Raw genomic sequence first — 24,332 nt, forward strand, 5'->3', positions numbered from 1 at the left:
CTCTGAATCGGAAAGGGGTCAGACATCGGTGCCGTAGCGGGCCCGGATGGGGGCCTTGAGCAGCTTTCCGGCGGCGTTGCGGGGGAGTTCGGGAGCGAGGACGACGCTCCGCGGGATCTTGTAGCGGGCGAGCCGGCCCTCCAGGTGGGCGATCAGCTCCCCCTCGGTGACGGTCGCCCCGGCGCGGGTGACGACGACCGCCCGCCCCACCTCGCCCCAGCGGGCGTCGGGCACGCCGATGACGGCCGCCTCGGCGACGTCCGGGTGTCCGAGCAGGGCGTCCTCGACCTCGGCGGGGTAGATGTTCTCGCCGCCCGAGATGATCATGTCCTTGAGGCGGTCGACGAGCCGTACGTAGCCGTCCTCGTCGACGGTGGCCACGTCGCCCGACCGGAAGCGCCCCCCGTCACGGAAGGCCGCGGCGGTCGCTTCCGGCAGGTTCCAGTAGCCCGGGGTCACGTTCGGCCCCGCGACGACGACCTCGCCCTTCTCGCCGGGCGCCGCCTCCTCGCCGGACGGCAGCAGCACCCGTACGTCGGTGAAGAAGTGCGGGACGCCCGCCGAACCGGCCCGGCTGAGCGAGTCCGCCCGGTCCAGGATGAGGGCGCCCGGCGCGGTCTCCGTCATGCCGTACCCCTGGACGAAGGCGAGGTCCCGGTCGAGATAGGCGGAGGCCGTGCGGCTCGGCACCGGGGCGCCGCCGCAGAGCAGGGTGCGCAGACTGGTCAGGTCCGCGTCCGCCCAGCCGGGGGCCGCCGCCATCGCGTCGTACATCGTCGGCACGCCGAACATGCAGGTCACCCGGTGCCGTTCGACCAGCCGCAGGGTGCGGTCCGGGTCGAAGGAGGACTCCAGGAGGACCGTGCCGCCCTTCAGCAGGGTCGGCAGACAGCTCATGTTGAGTGCGGCGGTGTGGAAGAGCGGCGCGGAGACCAGGGCCACCTCGTCGCCGGCGAGGTCGGTGTCGACGAGGACGTTGAGACTGTTCCAGACGATGTTGCCGTGGGTGAGGACGGCGCCCTTGGAGCGGCCCGTGGTGCCCGAGGTGTACATGATGAGGCAGACGTCCTCGTGCCCCACCTCCTCGTCGACCGGTTCCGCCGGCGCGGCCGCGAGCAGCTCCTCGTACGAGGCCCCGGGACCGCCGTCCACGGCGAGGAGGGTGACGACGGCGGATCCCGCCGCCAGCTCCTCCATCCGCTCGGCCGGTTGCCCGGCGTGCACCAGGACGCCGCTGCCCGAGTCGGTCAGCTGATGCAGCAACTCCGGCACGGCGAGCCGGGTGTTGAGCGGGACGAACACCGCCCCGAGCAGCCCGGTCGCGAAGAGCGTCTCCAGGTACGCCGGGTGGTTGGGGCCGAGATACGCCACCCGGTCGCCGCGCTCGACCCCGGCGCCCCGCAGGGCGTGGGCCAACCGGGTGCAGCGGTCGTGGAGTTCGGCGTAGTCGATCGCCCGGCCCTCGTGCAGGAGGGCGGTGCGCCGGGGCGACTTGCGGTTGCGGCGGGCGGGCCAGGAGCCGATGCCCTGGTTGCGCATGGGGTACCCCTCAGCGTCCGGTGAGACCGAGCAGCGCGGCCGCGTTCTCCTTGAGGATCTTCGGACGGACCTCGTCCTTGATCGGGAGCTCCGCGAAGTCGGCCAGCCAGCGGTCCGGGGCGAGCAGCGGGAAGTCGGAGCCGAACAGCACCTTGTCCTTCAGGAGGCTGTTGGCGTACCGGACCAGCTGCGGCGGAAAGTACTTCGGCGACCAGCCCGACAGGTCGATGTACACCTGCGGCTTGTGGGTGGCCACCGCGAGCGCCTCGTTCTGCCAGGGGAAGGACGGGTGCGCGAGGACGATCCTCATCCCCGGGAAGTCCGCGGCGACGTCGTCCACGTCCATCGGGTTCGAGTACTTCAGCCGGATGCCCCCGCCGCCGGGCGCGCCCGCGCCGATGCCCGTCTGGCCGGTGTGGAAGACCGCGATCGCACCGGCCTCCTCGATCGCCTCGTACAGCGGGTAGGCCATCCGGTCGTTGGGGTGGAAGGCCTGGATGTTCGGGTGGAACTTGAAGCCCTTGACCCCGAACTCCTCGACGAGCCGCCGGACCTGACGGGCCGCCGCCTTCCCCTTGTACGGATCGACGCCGGCGAACGGGATGATCACGTCCGGGTTCTTCAGCGCCGCCTCGGCGATCTCCTCGTTCGGCACGGGCGGGGTGCCGGTCGCCGACTCCGCGTCCACCGTGAACACCACGCAGGCCATCCGCCGCTCGCGGTAGTACGTGGCGATCTCCGGCAGCGTCGGGTGGCGGTGCTCCGCCTTGAAGTACGCGCCCGCGGCGGCGTCGAGCTCGGCGGAGAGCGAGGCCCCGCCCTTCTCCGACACCTCGGCGTGGGTGTGCATGTCGATCGCGACGAGCGCGTCCACGTCCATCGGGGACACCGGGCCGTCGCCGCTCACAGCTGCGGCGCCGGGATGCCGAAGGTCTCGGGGGTGCGCCCGACGGTCACCGGCCAGGCGGCCGCGATCGCCTCGGCGCTCCAGCCCCCGTCGGCGTACGCCACCGACACCTCCTGCGGGTGCGACCACAGGGAGAGCTTGTCGCCGCCGATGCCGACGCACTGGCCGGTCACCCCGGCGGAGGCGTCGGAGGCGAGGAAGGTCACCAGGCCCGCGACGTCCTCGGGCGTGCCGAAGCCCTCGCCCTTGCGCAGGCTGTCGGGGAACGCGACGCCGTCCCGCTCCAGGGCCTCGACGTGCGGGGCGAAGACGGGGATCGTCTTCGTCATCGCGGTCGCGGCGACCGGGATGACGGCGTTCGCGGTGATGCCGGCCTTCGCCAGCTCCATGCCCCAGGTGCGGACCATGGCGGCGATCCCGGCCTTGGCGGCGGCGTAGTTGGTCTGCCCGAAGTTGCCGCGCTGCCCGGCGGGGGAGCCGGCGACGACGATCCTGCCGCCCTCGCCCTGGGCGCGCATCCGCTCGACGGCGGCGCGGACGCAGGTGAAGGTGCCGCGCAGGTGCACCTCGACGACGGTGTCGAAGTCCTCGTCCGTCATCTTCCACAGCACCCGGTCCCGCAGGACGCCGGCGTTGGTGACCATGACGTCGAGCCGGCCGTACGCGTCGACGGCGCGGGCGACGAGGGCCTCGGCGGCCTCGGTGGAGCCGACGGGCACCACCTCGGCGACGGCCTGCCCGCCGTCGGCGGTGATCAGGCGCACGGCCTCGGCGGCGGCCTCGGCATCCACGTCGTTGATCACCACCGAGGCGCCGGCGGCGGCGAGCGAGCGGGCGTAGGCGAGGCCGAGTCCGCGGCCGCTGCCGGTGACGACGGCGACCTTTCCGGAGAGATCCACATGAGTCATGAACGGGGGTCCTTTCCCGTGAACGCGGTGCGGGGCGCGGGGAATCGCGACCGATCACACACCGTCGAGCGAACAAGTTAGGCATTCTCGTGTCGGCCGTCAATGAATTGCCGAATGTTGGGGGTGGGTTCCCCGAACCCGCCCTACGCTGTCCCCGTGACGCAGCCCGCCCCGACCGCCGAGACCGGACCCCCCACCGAGCCCGGCTCTCCGCCCCGCCCCCAGTCCCTGATGCTGACCTTCTTCGGCATCCACGTCCTCGGCACCGGCACCGCCCTGTCCTCGGCGAGCGTGATCGACGCCTTCGCGCGCGTGGACGTCGGCGAGGACGCCGTCCGCTCCACGCTGACCCGCATGGTCGCCCGCGGACTGCTCGAACGGCACCGGCGCGGCCGCCGGATGTACTTCTCGCTCACGCCCCGCGCCGCGGAGGTCCTCGCCGACGGCGAGGAGCGGATCCACCGCACCGGCGCCGTCAACCGCGCCTGGGACGGCACATGGACCCTGGTCGGCTTCTCGCTGCCCGAATCCTGGCGCCGGGAACGCCACGACCTGCGCTCACGCCTCGTCTGGGCGGGCTTCGGCCCGCTCCAGAACGGCCTCTGGGTGGCCCCCGGCCGGGTCGACGTCGCCCCCATCGCGGCCGAGCTCGGGCTCGCGGACCGTATCAGGGCCTTCCACGGCGAGGCCGCCGCACCCACCGAGGCCGGCCCCCTGCTCCGTACCGCCTTCGACGTCGACGCGATCGCCGACGGCTACCGCGCCTTCCTGGCCCGCTGGGGCGCCGGCGCCGCCCCCGCCGAGGCGCGCGACGACCTGGGCCGGCTGCTCCTGCTCCACACCGACTGGCTCGACCTGGTCCGCCGCGACCCGCACCTGCCCGCCGAGCACCTCCCTGCCGACTGGCCCGCCGAGGCCGCCGAGACGCTCTTCCGCGAGCTCTCCGCCGGCTTCGAGCCGGGGGCCCGGCGGATCGCGGAGGAGATCCTCGACCGCTGGGAACCGGAGGCGTAGCCGGATCCGCGCCGTGGAAGCGGGCGTCCCTCGGCCCTTACGTCAACACCATTGACCTTGTCGTACGCGGCGGAGTCTCATGGCGGCACTTCGGAGACTCCCCGCGCCCGGGCGTCTCCGCGACCGCGAAGGAATCCCCATGGACCACCTCAGCTCGCTCCGGGACGCCGCGCCCACCCCCTTCTGGCTCGACGACCCCCGCCGGCCGCAGCCCGCCCCCGCCCTCGTCGGCGGCACCACCTGCGACCTCCTCGTGGTCGGCGGCGGCTACACCGGCCTGTGGACCGCCCTGATCGCCAAGGAACGCGACCCCTCCACCGACGTGGTGCTCGTCGAGGCCGACGAGGTCGGCGGCGCCGCCTCCGGCCGCAACGGCGGATTCTGCGAGTCCAGCCTCACCCACGGCCTGGCGAACGGCCTCCGGCGCTGGCCCGAGGAGATCGGCCTCCTCGAACGCCTCGGCCGCGAGAACCTCCAGGCCATCGAGGACGCGATCGAGCGCCACGGCATCGACTGCGACTGGGAGCGCACCGGTTCCCTCGTCGTCGCCACCGAGCGCTACCAGCTCGACGGCCTCGCCGAGGAGGCCGAGGCGGCCGCCCGCTACGGAGGCAAGCCCCTCCTCCTCGACGCCGAAGCCGTCCGCGCCGAGATCGACTCGCCCACCTTCCTCGGCGGCCTCTGGAACCGGGACGACGTCGCCATGGTCAACCCGGCCCGCCTCGCCTGGGGGCTCAAGCAGGCCTGCCTCGACCTCGGCGTCCGCATCCACGAACACACCCCCGCGACCTCGCTCGCCGAACACGGCGCCGTCGTCTCCGTCGGCACCCCCTACGGCCGGATCACCGCCCGCCGCGTCGCGCTCGCCACCAACGCCTACCCGTCCCTGCTCCGGCGCCACCGCCCGTACACCGTTCCCGTGTACGACTACGCGCTGATGACCGAGCCGCTCACCGAGGAGCAGCTCGCCTCCGTCGGCTGGAAGCACCGCCAGGGCTTCGCGGACTGCGCCAACCAGTTCCACTACGTGCGGCTCTCCGCCGACGACCGCATCCTCTGGGGCGGTTACGACGCCGTCCACCACGGCGGTCCGGTCCGCGCCGAGCACGACCGCCGGCCCGAGACGTACGCGAAGCTCGCCGGGCATTTCTTCACGACGTTCCCGCAGTTGGAAGGAGTTCGGTTCAGTCACGCCTGGGGCGGGGCCATTGACACCAGTACCCGCTTCTGCGTATTCATTGACACGAGTCACCACGGCAAGGTCGCCTACGCCGCCGGCTACACCGGTCTCGGCGTCGGCGCCACGCGCTTCGGCGCCGACGTGATGCTCGACCTGCTCGCGGGCGAGTCGACCGAGCGCACCCGCCTGGAACTCGTACGCCGCAAGCCGCTGCCCTTCCCGCCCGAGCCCGTCCGCTCCATCGGCATCAACATCACCAAGTGGTCCATGGCGCGCGCCGACCTGAACGAGGGACGCCGCAACCTCTGGCTGCGGACCCTCGACCGCTTCGGCCTCGGCTTCGACAGCTGACCCGCACCGCACCACTTCGCACCACCCGCCCGCTCACGCATGACCCGTCGCACGCCCCACCTCCCGGGGGCCGCGGCCGAGGAGAACGACATGAACGCATCCGGAGTCCGGCCGGCGCCCCCGGCGGAGTCGGAGCCGCAGGCCACCGCCCCGGCCGCCGGCCCGACCCCCGCCCCGGCCGCCGACCGAGGCGCCCTGTGGCGCCTGATGCCCATGCTCACGGTGGCCAACGCCACCATGTACATGCTCTACATGGGCATCGGCGCGGTCCTCCTGCCGGTCCAGGTCGAACTGCTCGACCCGGCGAACAAGGTCGCCAACTTCGGTCTCGTCTCCGGCGTCGCCGCGATCTTCGCGACCCTGTTCAACCCGCTGGCGGGTCTGCTCTCCGACCGCTCCGGACGGCGCAACCCCTGGATCCTGTGCGGCGGTCTGGCGGCCCTCGGCGCCCTCGCGCTCCTGGGCGCCGCCCGGACGGTCCTCCTCGTCACCATCGGCTGGTGCCTCGTCCAGGCGACGATGAACATCTACCAGGCCGCCCTCACCGCCGTCGTCCCCGACCGCGTCCCCGTCGAACGCCGGGGCCTGGCCTCCGCGATGGTCGGCATCGGCACCCCCATCGGCTCCGCCGTCGGCATCTCCACCGCCGCCCTGTTCGTCCCCTCCGACATCGCCCTCGGTTACCTCGTGTTCGGCGCGGTGATCGCCGGCGCGGCCGTCCTCTTCACCGCCGTCGTCCGCGAACGCAAGCGACCGGCAGGCGAACCGGTGTCGCTGCGCAAGCAGTTGGCCGCCTTCGCGGACACCATGAAGTCGGCCGACTTCCGCTGGGTCTTCATCGGCCGCTTCCTGATGATGCTCGGCTTCTTCTCCGTCTCCCTCTTCCAGATGTACATCCTCCAGGACCACATCGCCCTCCCCGAGGGACTCGACCCCGAGGAGGCCGTCGCCTTCATCGCCCCGATCGACGCCGGCGTCACCCTGCTCGCCACCGTCCTCGGCGGCCTGCTCTCCGACCGCATGGGCCGCCGCAAGCCCCTGGTCGCCCTCTCCTGCGCCCTGTGCGGCATCGCGATGCTCGTCCCGGTCGTCAAGCCCGACTGGACCGGCATGCTGGTCTTCACGGTCGTCATGGGCCTCGCCTTCGGCTGCTACATGGCCGTGGACACCGCACTCGTCACCCTGGTCCTGCCCAGCGCCGACGACGCGGCCCGCGACATGGGCGTCCTCAACATCGCCAACGCCGGCCCGCAGATCCTCGCCCCGTTCCTGGCCTCGATGCTCGTCGGCGCGATCGGCTACGACGGTCTCTACCTCACGGCCGCCCTCATCACCCTGGCCGGGGCCGCGGCGGTCATCCCGATCAAGTCGGTCCGCTGAGCCCGCGAGGACCCACCGGATCCACCTCCCCCCGACTCGCGGCCCTCCCGGAGCCGCGACGCCGGGCGGCGCGACCTGACGGAGCGCCGCCCGGCACCCTCCCCACCGAAGGGATCACGCCCATGTCGCAGATGAAGCCGACCACGCGAAGACTCGCACTCGCGTCCGCAGGGGCCGTACTGCTCGCCGCCGCGGGAGTCACCGCGTACGCCACCACGCCCGGCAGCACCACCGGCCACCGTCCGCTCGCCGGGATGCGGATCCTGATCTCCAACGACGACTCGATGCAGGCGGCGAAGGCGAGCAACTCCGACGGTCTCGGCCTGTACGAGCTCCGCCGCGCGATGTGCGCCGCCGGCGCCGACGTCGTCGTCATGGCGCCCTGGCAGGTCCAGTCCGGCAAGGGCACCGCCGTCACCAACGGCGGCGTCCTCACCGCCCAGCGCCGCACCGCCCTGCCCGCCGGCTACGAGGACGACTGCGCCCAGGCCCCCTCCGGAGGCCCGGTCTACGGCGTCTGCCTCGCCGACGGCCCCTGCACCAAGGACTCCCCGTCCGCCACCCCCGCCGACACCGTCAAACTCGCCCTCCGCGCGGGCCTGAAGGCCAAGGCGGGCTGGTCCGAGGCCCCCGACCTGGTCCTCACCGGCATCAACTCGGGACCCAACGTCTCCGCCCAGGTCAACGACTCCGGGACGGTGGGCGCCGCCGTGGCCGCCATCGACCAGAACGTCCCCGCGATCGCCTTCTCCTCCTCCGGCGACGAGACGAACACGACCTTCCCCCGGGTCAACTACCGCGCCAACGCCGAGTTCGGCGCCCGCTTCGTCGCGGGGCTCAGGCAACGCGGCCTGCTCACCCCCGAGTTCGCCCTCAAGGTCGACTACCCCGACGTCAGCGCCGGCCGGCGGGCCGGGGCCCCGGTCTGGACGCGCGTCGGCCACGGGCAGGTCGTCTGGCACGCCTACGAGCAGACCGGCGAGGACTCCTTCGCGATCGGCCTCGGCCTCTGCGAGGAGACGCCGGGCGATCCGTGCACCGAGACCGTGGAGGACGCCGACTCCACCGCCCTGTTCCGCGACGGCCGGATCGCCGTGGCACCGGTGACCGCCGACCGCACCTACGGCGTGAAGGAACCGCACCCCGAGACGCTGCGCAGGATCCGCCAGTACGTCGAACACGACGCCCCCCGGAACTGACCCCTCAGGAGCCGGGAGTCCCTCCCGCCGCGCCGGCCCTCACGGGTGGGTGAACACCCCGACCATGCGGGTGTCCGGGTTGCTGCTCATCCCGACGATCGCGCCTCCGTCGGCTCGGTTCACGCGCGCGTGCGCGCCCGCGTAGCCCTCGTCGGTGAGGAAGAAGCCCAGGGCCGCGATCCAGTCGTCCACGGTCCCGGTCACCGGGTCGTACACGGGCTCGGGGCGCGGCACGACCCGTTCCTGCGCCACGTAGCCGCCGCGCTCGACCGCGAGGTCCAGGGCCTTGGCCCACTCGGCGTCGGTGCACTCCCAGCCGACGAAGGTGTCCAGGCCGCCGTATCCGGCCCCGGGCTTGAGGATGAGCCGCTCCCGCCGCTCCCGGCAGAGCCCGATGAGCCCGGTGGGCCCGGAGGCGCGCAGTGCCCGGCTCCACGGCAGGACCCGCTCGACCAGGGCCCGCTCGGCGGCGTCGAAGGCGTCGGCCCGGCGCGGGTCGGAGAGGAGGGCGAGGGCGCTCTTGTGGGAGTAGAGGCCGCTCTCGAGCGACGTGAACAGCACGGTCCTGCCCGCCTCGTGGGCGCGGAAGAACGGCTCCGCCACCCCCGGGCCCTCCGGGTCGTCGAGCAGCTGGCTCGCCGCGAAGTTCCGGAGCACGAGGTCGAGCGGGGTGCCGTCCAGGGTGAGTTTTCCGTCGGCACGCGCGCGTACGTCGCCGATCTCGCCGATCCTCAGATCGAGGCCCTGCTCGGCCATCGCCTCCTGGGTGGCGCGCATCAGCCGTCCGTACGGGCCGACACCGCCGCGCCCCTCGATCAGACCGATCACCGGTTCCGTGGAGCCGGACAGGGCGGGGCGGGCCCGGTCGCGCAGGACGGCGGCCATCCGCGCGGCGATGTCCACATGGCCGAGGCCGTGCTCGCGCGCGAAGCCGGCGAACTCGGGGACCCGCAGCAGCGCCTGGTCGAAGACGTCCATGTCGAGGCCGCCGACCTCGCTGCCGAGGTTGAACTCCAGGAGCTTGAACCCGGTGCCGTCGTGGTACGCGTCGGCGCGGCCCAGTTTGGCGGGGACGCCCGACCCGGCCCGGCGGAGCAGCGCCGTGAGCGCCGGTTCGAGCCCGATCTCCGCCGCGTACCGCTCTACGTCCCCGTCGAAGAGCCGCTCCGGCAGCGACAGGAGGAGGTCGAAAAGGCCCTCCAGGTCGCGGGCGAACGCGGCCGTCTCCGAGGCCCGTACGAACCAGGGCCGGGGCAGCAGGTGCGGGCGCCAGGCCTCCTCGAAGGCCGGAGGCAGCTCGGCCCGCGCGACGGCCGTCGCGAGCCCGCCGTCCCCGCGCAGGCACGCGTCCACGTATGTCCGGCTCAGTTCGGTCATCGCCACCACTCGCTTCTTCCGAGGAGATCGGGTACGTGCTCCGAGCGGCGAGCAGGGTACCTCAGTAACCGATCCGCACTCCCGTGACCGCGTGACGATCCGTCAATCCGCCGGTGGCGCCGGAGAATCCGACCAGGACGTTGCCGGGCAGCGCCACCGCCACGTCGATGACCTGGACGCCGTCGACCAGGACGATGAGGCGTCCTGCGGCGGTCCTGTTGACGTCGATCACATGGCTGCCGGTACGCAGCGCGGGGACGGCCGTCGAGGTGGCCGCGTACCGGAGGGTGGAGGCCGAGCCGCCGGTGGCGACGCCCACGAAGTTCGACGACGGGTCACCGGCGTTGCGGTGGGTGTCCAGGGTGACCGCCACCCCGGGCAGACCGCCGAAGCCGAGCCCGCCGCCCCCGTCGCCGAGGGAGGCGGTCGTCGCACGGGTCGAGTCGAGGAGCAGCAGCGCCATTCCGTCACCGCCGGTGCCGCCCGAGAGGGTGGCCGTGAAGCGGGCCCGCAGGCGGGCGGAGGGGACGGCGATGGCCTGGAGCGCCGAGCCCTTCAGGTACGCCTCGGCCGGGGTCAGGACGAGGCTGGTGCCCGACAGGGCGGCGCTGCCGTTGTACTTCCAGCCGTTGGGGCCCGGCGGCGGCACGGCGTACGAGGAGGCGGTGATCGACGCGCCCCGTACGGCGTGGATGTCGGTCACGCCGCCCGTTCCGCCGGTGAAGGCGAGCAGGGCGGTCGGGGGGAGCGAGGCGACGGTGGTCCGCAGCCGCTGCGTGCCGTCCACGGAGACCGTGACGGTCTTGCCGGTGACCGTGACGGACACCGCGTGGGTCCCCGACCGCAGGTTCGGCACGTTCGTCGTCGTCGACGCGTAGGTGAGGCCCGATGTGGTGCCCCCGGTGGCGATGCCGACGTAGTTGGCGGACGGGTCGCTCGGGTTCTTGTACGTGTCGAAGGCGACCGCCACGCCCGGGAGGCCGGCGTACCCGAGGCCGCCGCCGACGCCGCCGAGCGCGGAAGGCGTGGTCCTCGCCGGGTCGAGGAGCGAGAACGTGAGGCCGTCGCCGCCGGTGCCGCCGCCGATCACCGTGGTGAACGAGGCCTTCAGACCGTCCGTCAGCACCGGCACCGGCCAGACCGCGGAGCCCCGCTGGGAGGTGCTCGCCTGCGTCAGCTGGAGGTCGTTGCCGGAGATCCGCGTGGCACCGTTCAGCTTCCAGCCGCCCGCGCCGGGCGTGGGGACGGTGACCGTGGTCCCGGCGGTGCCGGACCCGGTCAGCGCCTCGCTGTGGGAGCCGGTCCCGTCGTCGGCGGTCAGCTCGTACGCGGCCGTCACCGCACCGATGGACGTGGGGGAGAAGGTGATGGCCTGGTGGACGACGTCCTCCGGGCCGAGGACCTGGCCCTCACTGATCGGATTGGTGACCTGGAAGGGGGCTGCCGGAGCCTTCGCCTTGGTGATGGTGAGGGGGATGTTGCCGGTGTTGCTGATGTCGAAGGTCTTCGTCACGGACTCGCCGACCCTCACCTGTCCGAAGTCCGTCGAGGTGGGCGTGAGGGTGAGCTGCGCCCGGCCGGTCACGGCGGTGCCGCTCAGGGCGACGGACACCGTGCCATTCGTCCCGGTGACGGCGAGCGTCCCCGTGTTCTGTCCCGCGGCCGTCGGCGCGTACGCCACCTGCACGGTGACGGACTGCCTCGGCGGGACGACCGTGCCGGCGGCCGGCGGGTCGGAGGCGGTGAACGGGCTGCCGGGCAGGGAGACCGAGGAGATCGTCTCGTCGGCCGTCCCCGTGTTGGTGAACGTCACGCCGAGCGTCTTCCGCGACGTCGTGGGGACCGTCCCGAAGTCGAGCGCGGCCGGGGACGCGACGAGGCCGGGCCGGGTCCCGTACCCGGTGAGGCCGAGGGAGCTGTCGCCCAGGTCGGTGGCGAAGGTCAGGGACGAGGTGTCGGGACCGGGCGCGGTCGGCGAGAACGACACCTGCGCGGTGTGGGTCTCACCGGCCCGCAGCGTCCGGGGCAGCCCCGTGGAGGACGCCGAGAACGCACTGCCCGCCGGTGTGCTCACCCCTGTGATCGTCACGTCCCGGGTCGCCGTGACGGTGGCCGTCACGGTCCCCGTCGAGCCCACCGCGACCTGGCCGGCGTCCACCGGCCCACCCGTGAGCGCCGCGTTGGCGGGACGGCCGAAGGCCATCACGTGCCCGTCCCGCGTCCCCACGTAGACCCGCCCGCCGTTCGTGGCAGGGACCGAGAACTTCGAGGCCGTGCCGATCGGCGCCGACCAGCGCAGCCGCAGCGCCCCGTTCACGGGCACCGCGTCGTACGCGCGCAGCTGCCCGTTGGCGCCGTTCGCCCCGTCCGACGCGACCGCCCACACCAGACCCGAACCCGCGTTCGTCCCCGTCGACGTCACCACCGGCGACCCCGAGGTGTAGCCGAACGACTGGGTGCTGCTGCCCGTGTTGGCGAGGACCGGCACGCCCGAGCCGCTGAGCCCGTACGCGAACGCCCGCAGCGGCCCGCGGGAGCCGATGGTGTACACGTAACCGCCCTGCCCGCCGTACACCGCGGGATGCCCCCAGACGCCCTCGTACGGACCGAAGGTGCCGAGCACCTTGTCGGTGCCGCCGGGGCCCTGGCTCCGGCCGCCGAGATCGTCGCGGTTGAGCAGGAACAGCCGCCCGTCCTTGCCGATCTGGACGAGGAGCCGCGGATACCGGCTGGTCCCGAAGGTCGGCTCCGGGAGGGCGACCGGGCCGCCCGAGCCCAGGTCCGTGTCGTTCAGGTCGAGCACCGACGCGTCGGAGGGGCTGAAGAAGTCCTGCGCCGACATCGTGCCGTCGCTGTTCACCCCGAGCCGCACCACCGACTCCGCGAGCTGGCCCGGCGGCCGGTTCCCGGGACCCGGCGCGGGGGAGACCCCGTTGCCCGTCGAGAACAGGATCCGGCCAGGACCGTCCGAGACCAGACCGCCCCCGCTCATCCAGATCCCCGCCATGCCGTTCGCGGAGGAGTCCTCGGTGGCCCACAGCGTCGTCTTCCGCGTCGAGGTGCTCACGCCCATGACGTAGCCGACGTACGGCCCCCGGTCGCAGTGCGAGGCGAACGCCGCGTACACCGAACCGCCCATCAGCAGCAGCCCGGGCCGCTGACCGGCGGTGTACGGGTTGAACGCCCGGCCCGGATCGTTCACCGGCGCGCCCGCCACCTTCACCGGCCAGCCCGTGCGCTCGGCGCCCGTCGCCGGATCGAGGGCGTGCACGTACCAGTTGGGGTGCTGGACGTCCGGGCCGTCGTTCACCTTCGCGGTCAGGTACACGGCGTTGCTCGCCGGGTCGTACACCGGCGTCGAGGTGACCCCGATGTTCGGCACCAGGTCGCCGCAGGTGATGGCGGAGGCGGGCCAGGGGGCGCCGAAGCTCTTCGTCCAGTTGACGGCGCCGGTGGCCGCGTCGATCCCGTACGCCTTGTTGTTCTCGGTGGCCGCGACCAGGGTGCTGCCCACGACCAGCGGCTGGGCGTAGACCTGGCCGTCGACGGTGGTGGAGAACTGCTGCCCGAAGTCCGAACTGGACACCTGGTCGGGGGCGAGACCCGGCTCGTCCCGGTCCCAGCCGGTGCGCAGGTTGTCCTGGGAGATCGTCGTCTGGTCGGCGGCGGAGGCGAAGGGGAGGGCCGGGGCGACGGCCGCGGAGGGAGGGGTGGGGGCCGGAACAGGGGCGGGGACGGCGGTCCCGCCGGCCGTCCCGCCCAGTACGCCCGCCGTCAGCAACATCGTCAGGAATCGGGCGATCGCCCTGCGTCGGCCGGCCATGTCTCCCCCTTCAGGTGAACCCACGAGGACGAAGACCGGGGCGCTCCGCCGGCCTCATCGTGAACCGGCCGCCGCGCGCGAACGCCCCGTCGGCCGGTTGTGGCTTTCAGATGTACCCGATTGGCGGGTGGCCCGTGGGCGGTTCGCGCAGGTCCGTCCCGCCTCGGGCGTTAGTGGAACGTGAGCGAGACGTGAGTGGCGCAGGGCAGGGTGGTGCGGGTCGGCAGGCCAGGGAGGGGTGACCGCCCGCCCGGCACGCCCGTCGACGCGTTCCGGACAGCAGACCGGAACGAGCAGGACCGAGGCGGGCGCCGGGGGCGGCCGTCGTCCTGACGGGCGCCGTCGTGGGGGCGGCATCCGTCAGGACGCGTCGACGCCGCCGGGAAGGCAGCGTCCGCGCCGGCCCTGACCGGTCGGGACCCGGGGCGGGCCGTGGGGGCCCACCCCGGGCCCCGACGGGCCGGGGCCGCCGCGGAATCCCGGCGTCCCGGCGCTCCACGCCCCCTGGTCACAGGACACAGGACGACCAACTCCCCTCACCACCAGGAGGCATCATGCGACGACGTACCTTCCTCAAGGGCTCGCTGCTCGGCGCGGCGGCCGCCGCCGTCCCGCTCGACACCCTGCTCGCCACCGGCGCCTCGGCGGCCGAGCCGGCACCGGTCACCTCGCTGAGCGCGCTGCAGAGCGCGATCGACCGCGCGGTGCCCGGCGACCGGATCGTCGTCGCCGACGGCACCTACACCGTCCCCTCGGGCGGCGCGATCGACGTCTCGGGGCGCAGCGGCATCACGATCGTCTCGCAGACCCGCGGCGGCGCCGTCCTCCAGGGCCCGCGCAGCTTCGTCCTCGACGGCGCGAGCGCCATCACCATCAGCGGCTTCGCGCTCCGCCAGAGCGGCACCCTGGAGATCCCCGCCGGCACCACGGGCATCCGCCTGACCCGTAACGACATCCGCTTCGCGGACGTCGACGGCCTCGACTGGGTCCTCGTGGAGGGCGACGACGCCAAGGTCGACCGGAACCACTTCCACGACCGGACCACGCAGGGCATCTTCCTCGTCGTCGACGGACCCGGCACGACCGCCGTCGCCCAGCGCCTCCACGTCTTCAAGAACCACTTCTCCGGCCACGCGTACGCGGGCACCAACGGCGGCGAGTCGATCCGGCTCGGCGTCAGCAGCCGGGCGCTGTCCACGGCCGACGCGATCGTGGAGTACAACCTGTTCGAGCGGTGCGACGGAGACCCCGAGGCCATCTCGGTGAAGTCCTCCGGCAACACCATCCGGTACAACACGCTCCGCGACAGCCAGGGCGGCATCGTGCTGCGCCACGGCAACCACTCCACCGTCGAGGGCAACTGGCTGCTCGGCGGCAAGGAGGGCATCCGCCTGTACGGCAACGACCACCTGGTCGTCAACAACCACCTCGCCGGCCTCACCGGCCGGGCCCTCGTGATCGGCAGCGGCACCACGCGCGACCACCACGAGGGCGAGACCACCGAGGAGCGGCGCGGCAACGACGCCTGCGACCGCGCGGTGATCGTGCACAACACCCTGCGCGCCAACAAGAGTTCCCTCTCGGGCGAGACCCGCACGTACGAGCCCCGCGACGTGGTCGTCGCCGACAACCTCATCGTCGGGGACAGCGGCAGCCTGGTCGCGCTGGGCGCGAACACCGGCTTCATCTGGCAGGGCAACATCCTCTGGGGCGCGGCCTCCGACGGCACCCTCCCCAACGCGGGCTACACCCGCGTCGATCCCCGTCTGGTGCCGTCCTCCGACGGTGTCCACCGGCTCGCGGCCGGCAGCCCCGCGATCGGCGCGGCGACGCTCACCACCCTCTCGGTCCCCGAGGACATCGACGGCCACGCCCGGGGCACCGCCCGCGACATCGGCGCCGACGAGTACTCGACCCTGGCCCCGGTCCGCCGCCCCCTCACCCCCACGGACGTGGGCCCGAACGCCTCCTGACCCCACCTGCCCGTATGATCACCCCGATCATGATCAACATCGCGCATTCCCGGGGGTATCAGCACGTGAACAGGGTGAGGGCGGTCGTCGCCGCGGTCGTACTGGCGTCCGCGGTGGCGGGCTGCGGTTCCGGGGGACCGGCGGACGCCACACGGCCGGCCGACAAGCCGACCGCGGCGAAGCCCTCCAACGGGCAGGCAGAGGCGAAGAATCCTTCCAGCGGGCAGGCAGAGGCGGAGAAGCTCGCCGCCGACCCCGGCACCCGCTACACCACCGTCGCCGTGCCGACGATGGAAGGCCTCGTCTGCGACGAGGGCGACGGCGGCTTCCACTTCGGCAGCGACCTCGACATGAGCGTCACCGGCGACGACGGCCTGAAGGAGATCGAGGGCGACGGCCAGGACGTCGCCGACGAGGTGTCCTGCTTCGGCAGCCCCCGCAACGTCCTCCGCAAGGGCACCATGTCGGCCTCGGCGCCCACGTTCACCGCCAGGACCCACCTGTACGAGGACGTGCCCGACCCCACCGCCTCCCTGAACCGCATCTTCGACGCGTCCATGGACCTGGCGAAGGACTACGGCCGCAACCTCACCGGCGCCCCGAAGACCGTCACCAGCAGCTCCCTCGTCGTGAAGTGCCGGCAGAACGTCACCGACACCTTCCCGATGACGACCTGTCTCTGGGCGAACTACGGGGCGGCCGGAGTCCTCGACTTCTTCCCGTTCGACGACCAGTACGTCCCGGTCGACTCGGCCGCCAGGCTCACCCAGGACTTCGTCGCCGGCGCGCTGAAGAAGTAGGGGCCCGGCCGGGCGGTCTCAGGCCTCCCCGAGGCCGCCCCGGGCGATCACCTCCGCGTACCAGCGGGCACTGTCCTTCAGGGTCCGGCGCTGCGTCGCGAAGTCCACGTGCACGATGCCGAACCGCTTGCTGTAGCCGTACGCCCACTCGAAGTTGTCGAGCAGCGACCACAGGAAGTAGCCCCGCACATCAGCCCCGTCCGCGAGCGCCCGGTGCACCGCCGCCAGGTGCGCGTGCAGATACGCCACCCGCTCCGGGTCCTTCACGTTCCCCGACGGGTCGGCGTAGTCGTCGTACGCCGCGCCGTTCTCGGTGATGACCAGCGGTACGCCCGGCAGTTCGTCCCGCAGCCGGACCAGGAGCCCGTGCAGCCCGTCCGCGTCCACCGGCCAGTCCATGGCCGTCCGCGGCCCGGGCGCCGGCTCGAACCGTACGTGCCGCTCGGCGCCCGCCCACGGCGACGGCGACTCCGAGCTGCCCGCCGCGACGACCGCCGGGGAGTAGTAGTTGATGCCCAGCGAGTCGATCGGCGCGGCCGCCGTCGCCAGATCGCCGTCCCGGACGAACGACCAGTCCGTGACGGCCGCCGTGTCGCGGACCAGGTCCTCGGGGAGCCGGCCGTGGAAGACCGGGTCCAGGAAGATCCGGTTCCCGACCGCGTCGATCCGGCGGGCCGCGTCCAGGTCCTCAGGAGTCTGCGAACGCGCCCGTACGGCATGGAGGTTGAGGGTCAGGGACACCTCCGCCGCACCGGGCAGCGCACCGCGCAGCGTCCGGGCCGCGAGGCCGTGCGCCAGGTTGAGGTGGTGCGCGGCGCGCAGCGCGGCGAGGTCGCTGGTCCGGCCCGGCGCGTGCACGCCTTGGCCGTAGCCGAGGAAGGCCGCGCACCAGGGCTCGTTGAGCGTGGTCCAGGTGGCGACCCGGTCACCGAGGGCGTCCGCCATGATCCCCGCGTACTCGGCGAAGCGGTACGCCGTCTCCCGGTGCGGCCAGCCGCCCGCGTCCTCCAACTCCTGCGGCAGGTCCCAGTGGTAGAGCGTCACCACCGGCCGGATACCGGCCTCCAGGAGCGTGTCGGCGAGCCGCCGGTAGAAGTCCAGGCCCTTGCGGACGGCCGGGCCGCGCCCGGTGGGCTGGACCCGGGGCCAGGCGACCGAGAAGCGGTAGTCGGTCACCCCGAGCCGCCGCATCAGGGCGACGTCCTCGTCGACCCGGTGGTAGTGGTCGGCGGCGATGTCGCCGGTGTCGCCGTTGCGCACCTTTCCGGGCGTACGGCTGAAGGTGTCCCAGATCGAGGGGGTGCGGCCGTCCTCGGCGGCGGCCCCCTCGATCTGGTACGCGGCCGTGGCCGTGCCCCAGCGGAAACCCTCGGGGAAGCGGAGAGCGGTCGTGGGGCCGGAGCGGGCGTCGAGCGCGGTCATGGGACGGTGACTCCCTGGAGTGAGAGGGTGGTGGAGGGGGAGGAGGCGCGGGCGTCAGCCCTTGACGGCGCCCTGCATGATCCCGCCGACGATCTGCCGGCCGAGGAGGCCGAAGACGAGCAGCACCGGCAGGGTCCCGAGCAGGGTTCCCGCCATGATCACGGACTGGTCGTGGACGTAGCCGCCGCCGAGCTGGCGCAGCGCGACCTGGACGGTGGGCTCGGAGGAGGAGAGCGCGACGACGGGCCAGAAGAAGTCGTTCCACGCGGCCATGAAGGTCAGCAGGCCGAGCACGGCCATGCCGGGCCGGGCGATCGGCACCACGATCGACCAGAAGATCCTCGCCGTGGACGCGCCGTCGACCCGGGCCGCCTCGATCAGCTCGTCCGGCAGCGACTGCACCAGGTACTGCCGCATGAAGAACACCCCGAACGCCGACACCAGGCCCGGCAGGATCACCGACTGGAGCTGGTTCACCCAGCCGAGCTCGGCGATCAGCATGAACAGCGGGATCACCCCCAGCTGCGGCGGGATCATCATGGTGCCCACGGTGACCGCGAGCAGCGCGCCCCGGCCCCGGAAGCGGAGCTTGGCGAAGGCGAAGCCGGCGAGCGTGCAGCACAGGACGGTGCCGAGGGTGATCGACCCGGAGACGAGGAGCGAGTTCAGGAGCGCCTTGCCGATGTCGGCCTCTTCGAGGACCGCCTCGAAGTTGCGCATCAGGTGCGGGCCCGGCAGCAGGGCCGGAGGGACCTTCGCCAGGTCGGCATTGGAACGGCTCGCGGCGACGACCGTCCAGTAGAAGGGGAAGGCGGAGAACAGTACGGCGACGATCAGGATCGTGTGGGCGAGCGGCCCGGCGTGCAGGGTGCGGCCGGCCCGGGAGGGGCCGGTCCGTGCCGGGCGGACCAGCGCGGTCATCGGCCGGCCTCCTTGCGGGAACGGCGGCGCGCGATCAGGGCGTTGAGCCCGACGAGCACCACGATGAGCAGGAACATCACCCAGGCGATGGCGGCGGCCCGCCCCAGGTGGAAGAAGCCCCAGCCCTGCTCGTACAGGTAGAGGCCGAGGGTCTGGTACTGGTGCGAGATGCCGCCCGAGATAGAGCCTTCGAGGAGCAGCGGCTCGCCGAACAGCTGGGTCGCGCCGATCGTGGAGACGACGACGGTGAAGAGGATGGTGGGCCGAAGGCCCGGCAGCGTGACGTGGAAGAACTGGCGCCACCGCGAGGCCCCGTCCATCGCGGCGGCCTCGTACAGCTCGTCGGGGATGGACTGCATGCCGGCCAGGTAGATCAGCGCGTTGTAGCCGGTCCAGCGCCAGATGACGACCGTGGACACGGCGATCTGCGAGGCGACCGTGCCGTTCTGCCAGTCGACGGGATCGATGCCGATGAGGCCGAGCCCGTAGTTGACCAGCCCGAAGTCCCGGCCGAAGAGCTGGGCGAAGACGAGGGTGGCGGCGGCGACCGAGGTCGCGTACGGCAGCAGGACCGCCGTCCGCAGGAAAGTGCGGCCGCGCATGCGGTAGTTCAGCAGGTGCGCGAGGCCGAGGGCCATCACCAGCTGCGGCACGGTCGACAGGACGCCGATGGTGAAGGTGTTGCGCAGCGCGACCCAGAAGTACGCGTCGCCGAGGAGCGCGGTGTAGTTGCCGAGGCCGCGCCACTCCATGTCGCCGGGGGTCTGGAGCTCGACCCGGTAGAGGGAGACGAAGGCCGTGTAGAGCAGCGGGAAGAGGCCGAAGGCGGCGAACAGGGTGAAGAACGGGGCGAGATAGGCGTACGGCGAGACCGTCCGCCAGGCCCGCCGGGCGGGCCCAGGCCGGGGCGGCGGGGCGGCGGCGCGCGGTGGGGCCGGTGGTGCCTGGGATGCGGCGAGGGTCACGGTGCGGCCCTTCGGTGGGAGAGCGGGGCGGGGGAGTCGGGGCGGCGCGGGCGTTCGGGGAGGCGCGGGCCTTCGGGAAGACGCCGGCGTTCGGGGTGGCGCGGGCGTTCGGGGCGGTGCGGGCCTTCGGGAAGACGCGGGCATTCGGGGTGGCGCGGGCGTTCAGGGTGGCGCGGGGCGGGCGCCGGGCGGCTCGCGTCAGCCGAGGGTGTTCTCGACGCCCTTCTTCGCGTTCGACCAGGCCTCCTCGGGCGACGTGCCCTTGCGCTCGACCTCGCTCAGCGCGTTGGTGATCTGCTGGGCGATGTTCTGGTCGTGCACGCCGAGCACCTGGACCGGGGCCGCCTTCGCCGCGTCGCCGAAGATCTTCCCGATCGGGGCGCCGGAGAAGTACGCGTCCTTCGCGCCGGCGACCTTCTCGATCGCGCCGGTGGCCGAGGGGAAGTTGCCCTGCTTCTCGAAGAGCCGGGTCTGCTGCTCGGGCGCGGTGAGCCACTTGATCAGCTCGTACGCCTCCTTCTTGTGCCGCGCGGCCTTCGGCACGGCCAGGTAGGAGCCGCCCCAGTTGCCGGCGCCGCCGGGGAGCGCGGCGACGTCCCACTTGCCCTTGCCGGCGTCACCGGCCTGGCCCTTGATGTAGCCGAGCATCCAGGCGGGGCAGGGGATCGTGGCGAACGAACCGGCGGCGAAGGCCTGGTTCCACTGCGGGGACCACTGGTCGAGCTTGGCGCTCAGCCCGCTCCGCGCGGCCTCGACGGAGTGGTCCCAGGCGGTGCGCAGGGCGGGGTTGTCCTGCCAGATGAGCTTGCCGGAGGCGTCGTAGTACCGCTCCTTCTCCTGCCCGATCATGATGGAGTACAGGCTGCCGACGCTGTCGATCCACGCGTGCTTGCCCGGGGCCTTGGCCTTGTACTGCTTCCCGAGCTCCAGGTAGCCGTCCCAGGTGGCCCACTTCTTCGCCAGTTCCTCGCGGTCGGTGGGCAGTCCGGCCTGCTTGAACAGGTCCGCGCGGTAGCAGAGGGCCTCCGGGCCGACGTCCGTGCCGAGGCCGAGGACCTCGCCGCCCCCGCCGGTGGCGGCGGCCCACTTGGCCGGGGCGAACTGCTCCTCGAGCGCGTCCGCCCCGTACTTCCTGAGGTCCTCGAACCGCTCGGCCTGCTCCTTGGCGACGGAGGCGATCCGGCCGACCTCGATGCCCTGCACGTCGGCGAGGCCACCGCCGCCGGCGAGCCGGGTCTGGAGAGACTTCCAGTAGTCGGCCTCGTCCTCGGTGTCCGTCTGCTTGATCGTGACACCGGGGTGGAGCTTCTCGTACTCCGCGTACAGCCCGGCCTCCTTGTATCCGAAGGAGCCGAACAGGTCCACGGTGATCGTGACCTCGCCACCGGCGCCGTCCCCCGACGCGCCGTCCGTCGAACTTCCGCAGGCGGCGAGCAGTGCCCCGGTGAGCACGACCGCCCCCAGGCGGGCGGCGGTTCTCTTGGCGGCGCGGGTGACGGTCATGGGAAGCCTCCTTGGCTCCGGAGCGAGCGAGAGTCTCTGAGAGCGCTCTCAAGTCTGCGGGGGGAGCGTGCCCGTGAAGAGGCGTATCCGTCAAGACTCGAAGGAGCATCGGACGGGAGGAGCGCTCAACTCCCTTCTATGTTCAACCCATTGACACAGTCGTTTCGCGGGTTTTACGTTTCCGGCGATCTGAGAGCGCTCTCACCCTCTTCGCCGCACACCCCCCACCCCTCGACGACATGAGGTGCTCCTTCATGCCAGCCCCCCGCAGCAGGCCGGCCGCCGTGCTGGTCCTGGTCTCCGCCCTCGCCGCCCTGGGAATCGGCCCCGCCGCCGGTCCCGCGGCGGCGGCCACCGTCCCGACGGGCGCCGGAAGTTACTCCGACACCCGCCCCGCCGGCACCTCGGGACCCACCACCAACACCGGCACCCCGGTCACGCCCAAGGTCACCCCCGCCGCCCAGGGGAAGCCGGTCCCCACCAACGACTGGTGGTCCTCGCTCGCCTTCCAGCGGTACGGGGACAACCCGTACTCCACCCCCATGTACGGCCACCCGCTCACCTACCAGGCCGTCGCCGGCGGCCTGGAGATCGGCTACCCGACCAGCCCCGCGATCGTCGGTGACGGACGCCAGTACGAGTTCGCCCACAAGCGCGACCTCACCCTCGGCCTCACCGGCCTCAACTCGCCCGACACCAGGGCCGACGCCTGGTCCGACTGGACCGTCACCCCCTACTGGTCCGACGGAACCCGCACCCTGCGCACCACCATCGGCCACGGCCTGCCCTTCGTGTACGCCAGGGGCACCGGCGGCGACGCCCGCATCACCACCGCCGAGGCGCCCACCGTCTTCGCCGACCAGGGCAACGTCCTCGGCATCACCGTCGCGGGCCACCACTACGCCCTCTTCGCGCCCACCGGCACCGACTGGAACGTCTCCGGCTCGACCGTCACCGCCGGTCTCGGCGGCAAGGACTACTTCTCCGTCGCCGTCCTGCCCTCCACCGACGCCCTCGCGACCTACCGGAAGTACGCGTACAGCTTCGTCACCGGGTCGACGGTGAACTGGAGTTACGACGCGGGGACCGTCCGCGCCACCTACAGCCTCACCACCGAGGCGAAGGAGGGCACCGAACGCGGCACCCTCCAGGCGCTCTACCGCCACCAGTGGCTGCACACCACCGATCCGCTCACCCCGTACACGTACGTCTCGCCGCGCGGCACCATGAAGGTCCGCGAGTCCGCCTCCTTCACGACCTCCCAGCAGGCCGCCGCCACCCTGCCCGGACTCCCGGGCGCCGGCGTGGACCCCGCCAGGCTGCGCGGCTACCTGAACGAGGTGGCGAACTCCGCCGACCCCTTCTCCGGAGCCGTCGACACGTACTGGACCGGCAAGGCCCTCGGCAAGCTCGCCCAACTCGTCCCCCTCGCCGACCAGATCGGCGAGGGCGCGATCCGCGACAAGCTCCTCGGGCTGATCAAGGGCCGCCTCCAGGACTGGTTCACGGCCGGCGGCGCCAACGAGTTCTCGTACGACCAGTCCTGGAAGACCCTCATCGGCTACCCGGCCTCCTACGGCAGCGACACCGAACTCAACGACCACCACTTCCACTACGGCTACTACGTGTACGCGGCCGCGATCGTCGCCCAGTACGACCCTGCCTGGGCCGCCGACTCCGCGTGGGGCGCCATGGTCAAGACCCTGGTCCGCGACACCGCCAACCCCAGCCGCACCGACAGCGCCTTCCCCTTCCTGCGCGGCTTCGACGTCTACGCCGGACACAGCTGGGCCAGCGGCCACCAGGGCTTCGCCGCCGGCAACAACCAGGAGTCCTCCTCGGAGTCGACCAACCTCAGCGCCGCCCTCGTCCTCTGGGGCTCGGCCACCGGTGACACGTCACTGCGCGACCTCGGCACGTACCTCCTCACCACCGAGGGCGAGGCCGTCGCCCAGTACTGGTTCGACGCCGACCAGCAGGTCTTCCCCGGCTCCTTCCAGCACGACACCGTCGGCATGGTGTGGGGCAGCGGCGCCGCCTACTCCACCTGGTGGACCGCGAACCCGGAGGAGATCCACGGCATCAACGTCCTCCCGGTGACCGGAGGTTCGCTCCAGCTCGCCGGACGCAAGGACGCCGTCCGGCGCAACATCGCCGAGATGGAACGCGAGAACGGCGGCCCCGCCGTCGAATGGCGCGACATCCTCTGGGAGTTCCAGTCCCTCGCCGACCCCGGCGCCGCCAAGGCCAAATGGGACGCGGGCAACGCCGGTTACACCCCGGAGGCGGGGGAGTCGAAGGCCCACACCTACCACTGGCTCACGGCACTGGACACCCTCGGCGCCCCCGACGCCACGGTCACCGGCTCCATCCCCACCTCCGCCGTCTTCCTGAAGGGCACCACCCGCACCTACGTGGCCCACAACCACGGCACGACCGCCCGCACGGTCACCTTCTCCGACGGAAAGTCCCTCACGGTCCCCGCCCGCTCCACCGCGACCGGCACCGGAACGGGCAGCACCGACCCCGGCCCCGGCCCCGGCCCTTCCACGGGAAACACCTTCCAGCTCCGCACCGGCGGCACCCTCACCACGGCCACCGGAGCCACGGCGGGCAGCGACACCATCGCCTCGGCGCAGGGCGCCAACCACGACGGCACCCCGAACCGGCCGCTCGTCTACGAGGCGAGGAACGTCAACGGCACGCTCAGGCCCGGCGGTTCGACCGCCTTCCGCCTCCAGGTGGACGCCGGAACGGTGGTCGGCCTCGGCCAGCAGGCCCGTATCAGCTACGACCTCACCGGCGACGGCACCTTCGACCGGACGGAGACCTACCAGTACTTCGCGACGGACCCGGTCACCGGCTGGGAGGAGTACAACCAGACACGCGGCCTGAAGTCCGCCACCGGCACGCTCGGCGACCTGCGCGGCGGAACGGTCCGCCTGGAGGTCTGGAGCGCGATAGGGAACGGCGACTCACGGCTCCAGACGGGCACGGACCGGTCCGTCCTCGTCATCCCGTACGACTGACCCCCGGGTGGGAAGGCGGCGGGCCCGGGAAAGCCACCCGG

The 24,332-nt window shown here is 72.5% G+C and carries 16 protein-coding genes; 7 read left to right on the forward strand and 9 right to left on the reverse strand.

The features are described from left to right. Positions 1 to 18: 18 nt before the first annotated feature. The 3 genes from SVTN_RS35190 to SVTN_RS35200 are packed head-to-tail and all read right to left on the reverse strand — an operon-like array spanning position 19 to position 3,354. A complete protein-coding gene (locus SVTN_RS35190; protein ID WP_041132718.1) occupies positions 19 to 1,539 on the reverse strand; it encodes an acyl-CoA synthetase in 1,521 nt (506 codons plus the stop codon). Between the two features lie 10 nt (positions 1,540 to 1,549). Beyond that, the gene (locus SVTN_RS35195) at positions 1,550 to 2,419 is read right to left on the reverse strand and encodes an amidohydrolase family protein (RefSeq protein ID WP_041134574.1); all 870 of its coding nucleotides are present in this window, start codon (positions 2,417 to 2,419) and stop codon (positions 1,550 to 1,552) included. 23 nt (positions 2,420 to 2,442) lie between these two features. Continuing rightward, positions 2,443 to 3,354 (reverse strand): SDR family NAD(P)-dependent oxidoreductase, encoded by a 912-nt coding sequence (locus SVTN_RS35200; RefSeq protein WP_041132719.1) that lies wholly within the window; start codon positions 3,352 to 3,354, stop codon positions 2,443 to 2,445. Positions 3,355 to 3,510: 156 nt separating this feature from the next. Here SVTN_RS35200 and SVTN_RS35205 point away from each other — a divergent pair, with 156 nt between their 5' ends. The 4 genes from SVTN_RS35205 to surE all read left to right on the forward strand — a co-directional run bounded on the left by SVTN_RS35205 (position 3,511) and on the right by surE (position 8,478). Then, complete coding sequence (locus SVTN_RS35205; RefSeq protein WP_041132720.1) at positions 3,511 to 4,368, forward strand: PaaX family transcriptional regulator; 858 nt, start codon at positions 3,511 to 3,513, stop codon at positions 4,366 to 4,368. Positions 4,369 to 4,507: 139 nt separating this feature from the next. Next, the gene (locus SVTN_RS35210; RefSeq protein ID WP_041132721.1) at positions 4,508 to 5,899 is read left to right on the forward strand and encodes an NAD(P)/FAD-dependent oxidoreductase; all 1,392 of its coding nucleotides are present in this window, start codon (positions 4,508 to 4,510) and stop codon (positions 5,897 to 5,899) included. A gap of 90 nt (positions 5,900 to 5,989) precedes the next feature. Continuing rightward, positions 5,990 to 7,279, forward strand: a complete 1,290-nt coding sequence (locus tag SVTN_RS35215) for an MFS transporter (RefSeq protein ID WP_041132722.1) — start codon at positions 5,990 to 5,992, stop codon at positions 7,277 to 7,279. Positions 7,280 to 7,401: 122 nt separating this feature from the next. Beyond that, the gene (surE, locus tag SVTN_RS35220; RefSeq protein WP_052499479.1) at positions 7,402 to 8,478 is read left to right on the forward strand and encodes a 5'/3'-nucleotidase SurE; all 1,077 of its coding nucleotides are present in this window, start codon (positions 7,402 to 7,404) and stop codon (positions 8,476 to 8,478) included. A gap of 39 nt (positions 8,479 to 8,517) precedes the next feature. Here surE and SVTN_RS35225 read toward each other — a convergent pair whose 3' ends face one another. Both SVTN_RS35225 and SVTN_RS35230 read right to left on the reverse strand, forming a co-directional pair. Beyond that, positions 8,518 to 9,855, reverse strand: coding sequence for a hypothetical protein (locus tag SVTN_RS35225; RefSeq protein WP_041134576.1), 1,338 nt, complete (start codon positions 9,853 to 9,855; stop codon positions 8,518 to 8,520). 61 nt (positions 9,856 to 9,916) lie between these two features. Beyond that, a complete protein-coding gene (locus SVTN_RS35230) occupies positions 9,917 to 13,678 on the reverse strand; it encodes a choice-of-anchor D domain-containing protein (RefSeq protein ID WP_052499481.1) in 3,762 nt (1,253 codons plus the stop codon). A 554-nt stretch (positions 13,679 to 14,232) separates the two neighbouring features. On the opposite strand from SVTN_RS35230, the gene SVTN_RS35235 reads away from it, so the two are divergent. Together SVTN_RS35235 and SVTN_RS35240 are read left to right on the forward strand one after the other, a co-directional pair. Beyond that, the gene (locus tag SVTN_RS35235; protein ID WP_041132723.1) at positions 14,233 to 15,651 is read left to right on the forward strand and encodes a polysaccharide lyase 6 family protein; all 1,419 of its coding nucleotides are present in this window, start codon (positions 14,233 to 14,235) and stop codon (positions 15,649 to 15,651) included. Between the two features lie 65 nt (positions 15,652 to 15,716). After that, positions 15,717 to 16,451: a hypothetical protein gene (locus SVTN_RS35240; protein ID WP_159026552.1), complete on the forward strand. Its 735-nt coding sequence runs from the start codon at positions 15,717 to 15,719 to the stop codon at positions 16,449 to 16,451. A gap of 18 nt (positions 16,452 to 16,469) precedes the next feature. Here SVTN_RS35240 and SVTN_RS35245 read toward each other — a convergent pair whose 3' ends face one another. The 4 genes from SVTN_RS35245 to SVTN_RS35260 all read right to left on the reverse strand — a co-directional run bounded on the left by SVTN_RS35245 (position 16,470) and on the right by SVTN_RS35260 (position 21,262). Next, on the reverse strand, positions 16,470 to 17,873 hold the full coding sequence (locus tag SVTN_RS35245) for a GH1 family beta-glucosidase (protein ID WP_041132725.1): 1,404 nt from the start codon (positions 17,871 to 17,873) through the stop codon (positions 16,470 to 16,472). 54 nt (positions 17,874 to 17,927) lie between these two features. Then, the gene (locus tag SVTN_RS35250) at positions 17,928 to 18,794 is read right to left on the reverse strand and encodes a carbohydrate ABC transporter permease (RefSeq protein ID WP_041132726.1); all 867 of its coding nucleotides are present in this window, start codon (positions 18,792 to 18,794) and stop codon (positions 17,928 to 17,930) included. Then, complete coding sequence (locus SVTN_RS35255) at positions 18,791 to 19,759, reverse strand: carbohydrate ABC transporter permease (RefSeq protein WP_041132727.1); 969 nt, start codon at positions 19,757 to 19,759, stop codon at positions 18,791 to 18,793. Before SVTN_RS35255 ends, SVTN_RS35250 begins: the two co-directional genes overlap by 4 nt. A 198-nt stretch (positions 19,760 to 19,957) precedes the next feature. Beyond that, positions 19,958 to 21,262, reverse strand: a complete 1,305-nt coding sequence (locus SVTN_RS35260) for an ABC transporter substrate-binding protein (RefSeq protein ID WP_041132728.1) — start codon at positions 21,260 to 21,262, stop codon at positions 19,958 to 19,960. Between the two features lie 254 nt (positions 21,263 to 21,516). Here SVTN_RS35260 and SVTN_RS35265 point away from each other — a divergent pair, with 254 nt between their 5' ends. Further along, positions 21,517 to 24,291, forward strand: coding sequence for a glycosyl hydrolase (locus SVTN_RS35265; protein WP_041132729.1), 2,775 nt, complete (start codon positions 21,517 to 21,519; stop codon positions 24,289 to 24,291). Positions 24,292 to 24,332: the final 41 nt, after the last annotated feature.

It is taken from the genome of Streptomyces vietnamensis, assembly GCF_000830005.1.
Classification (GTDB): Bacteria; Actinomycetota; Actinomycetes; order Streptomycetales; family Streptomycetaceae; genus Streptomyces; species Streptomyces vietnamensis.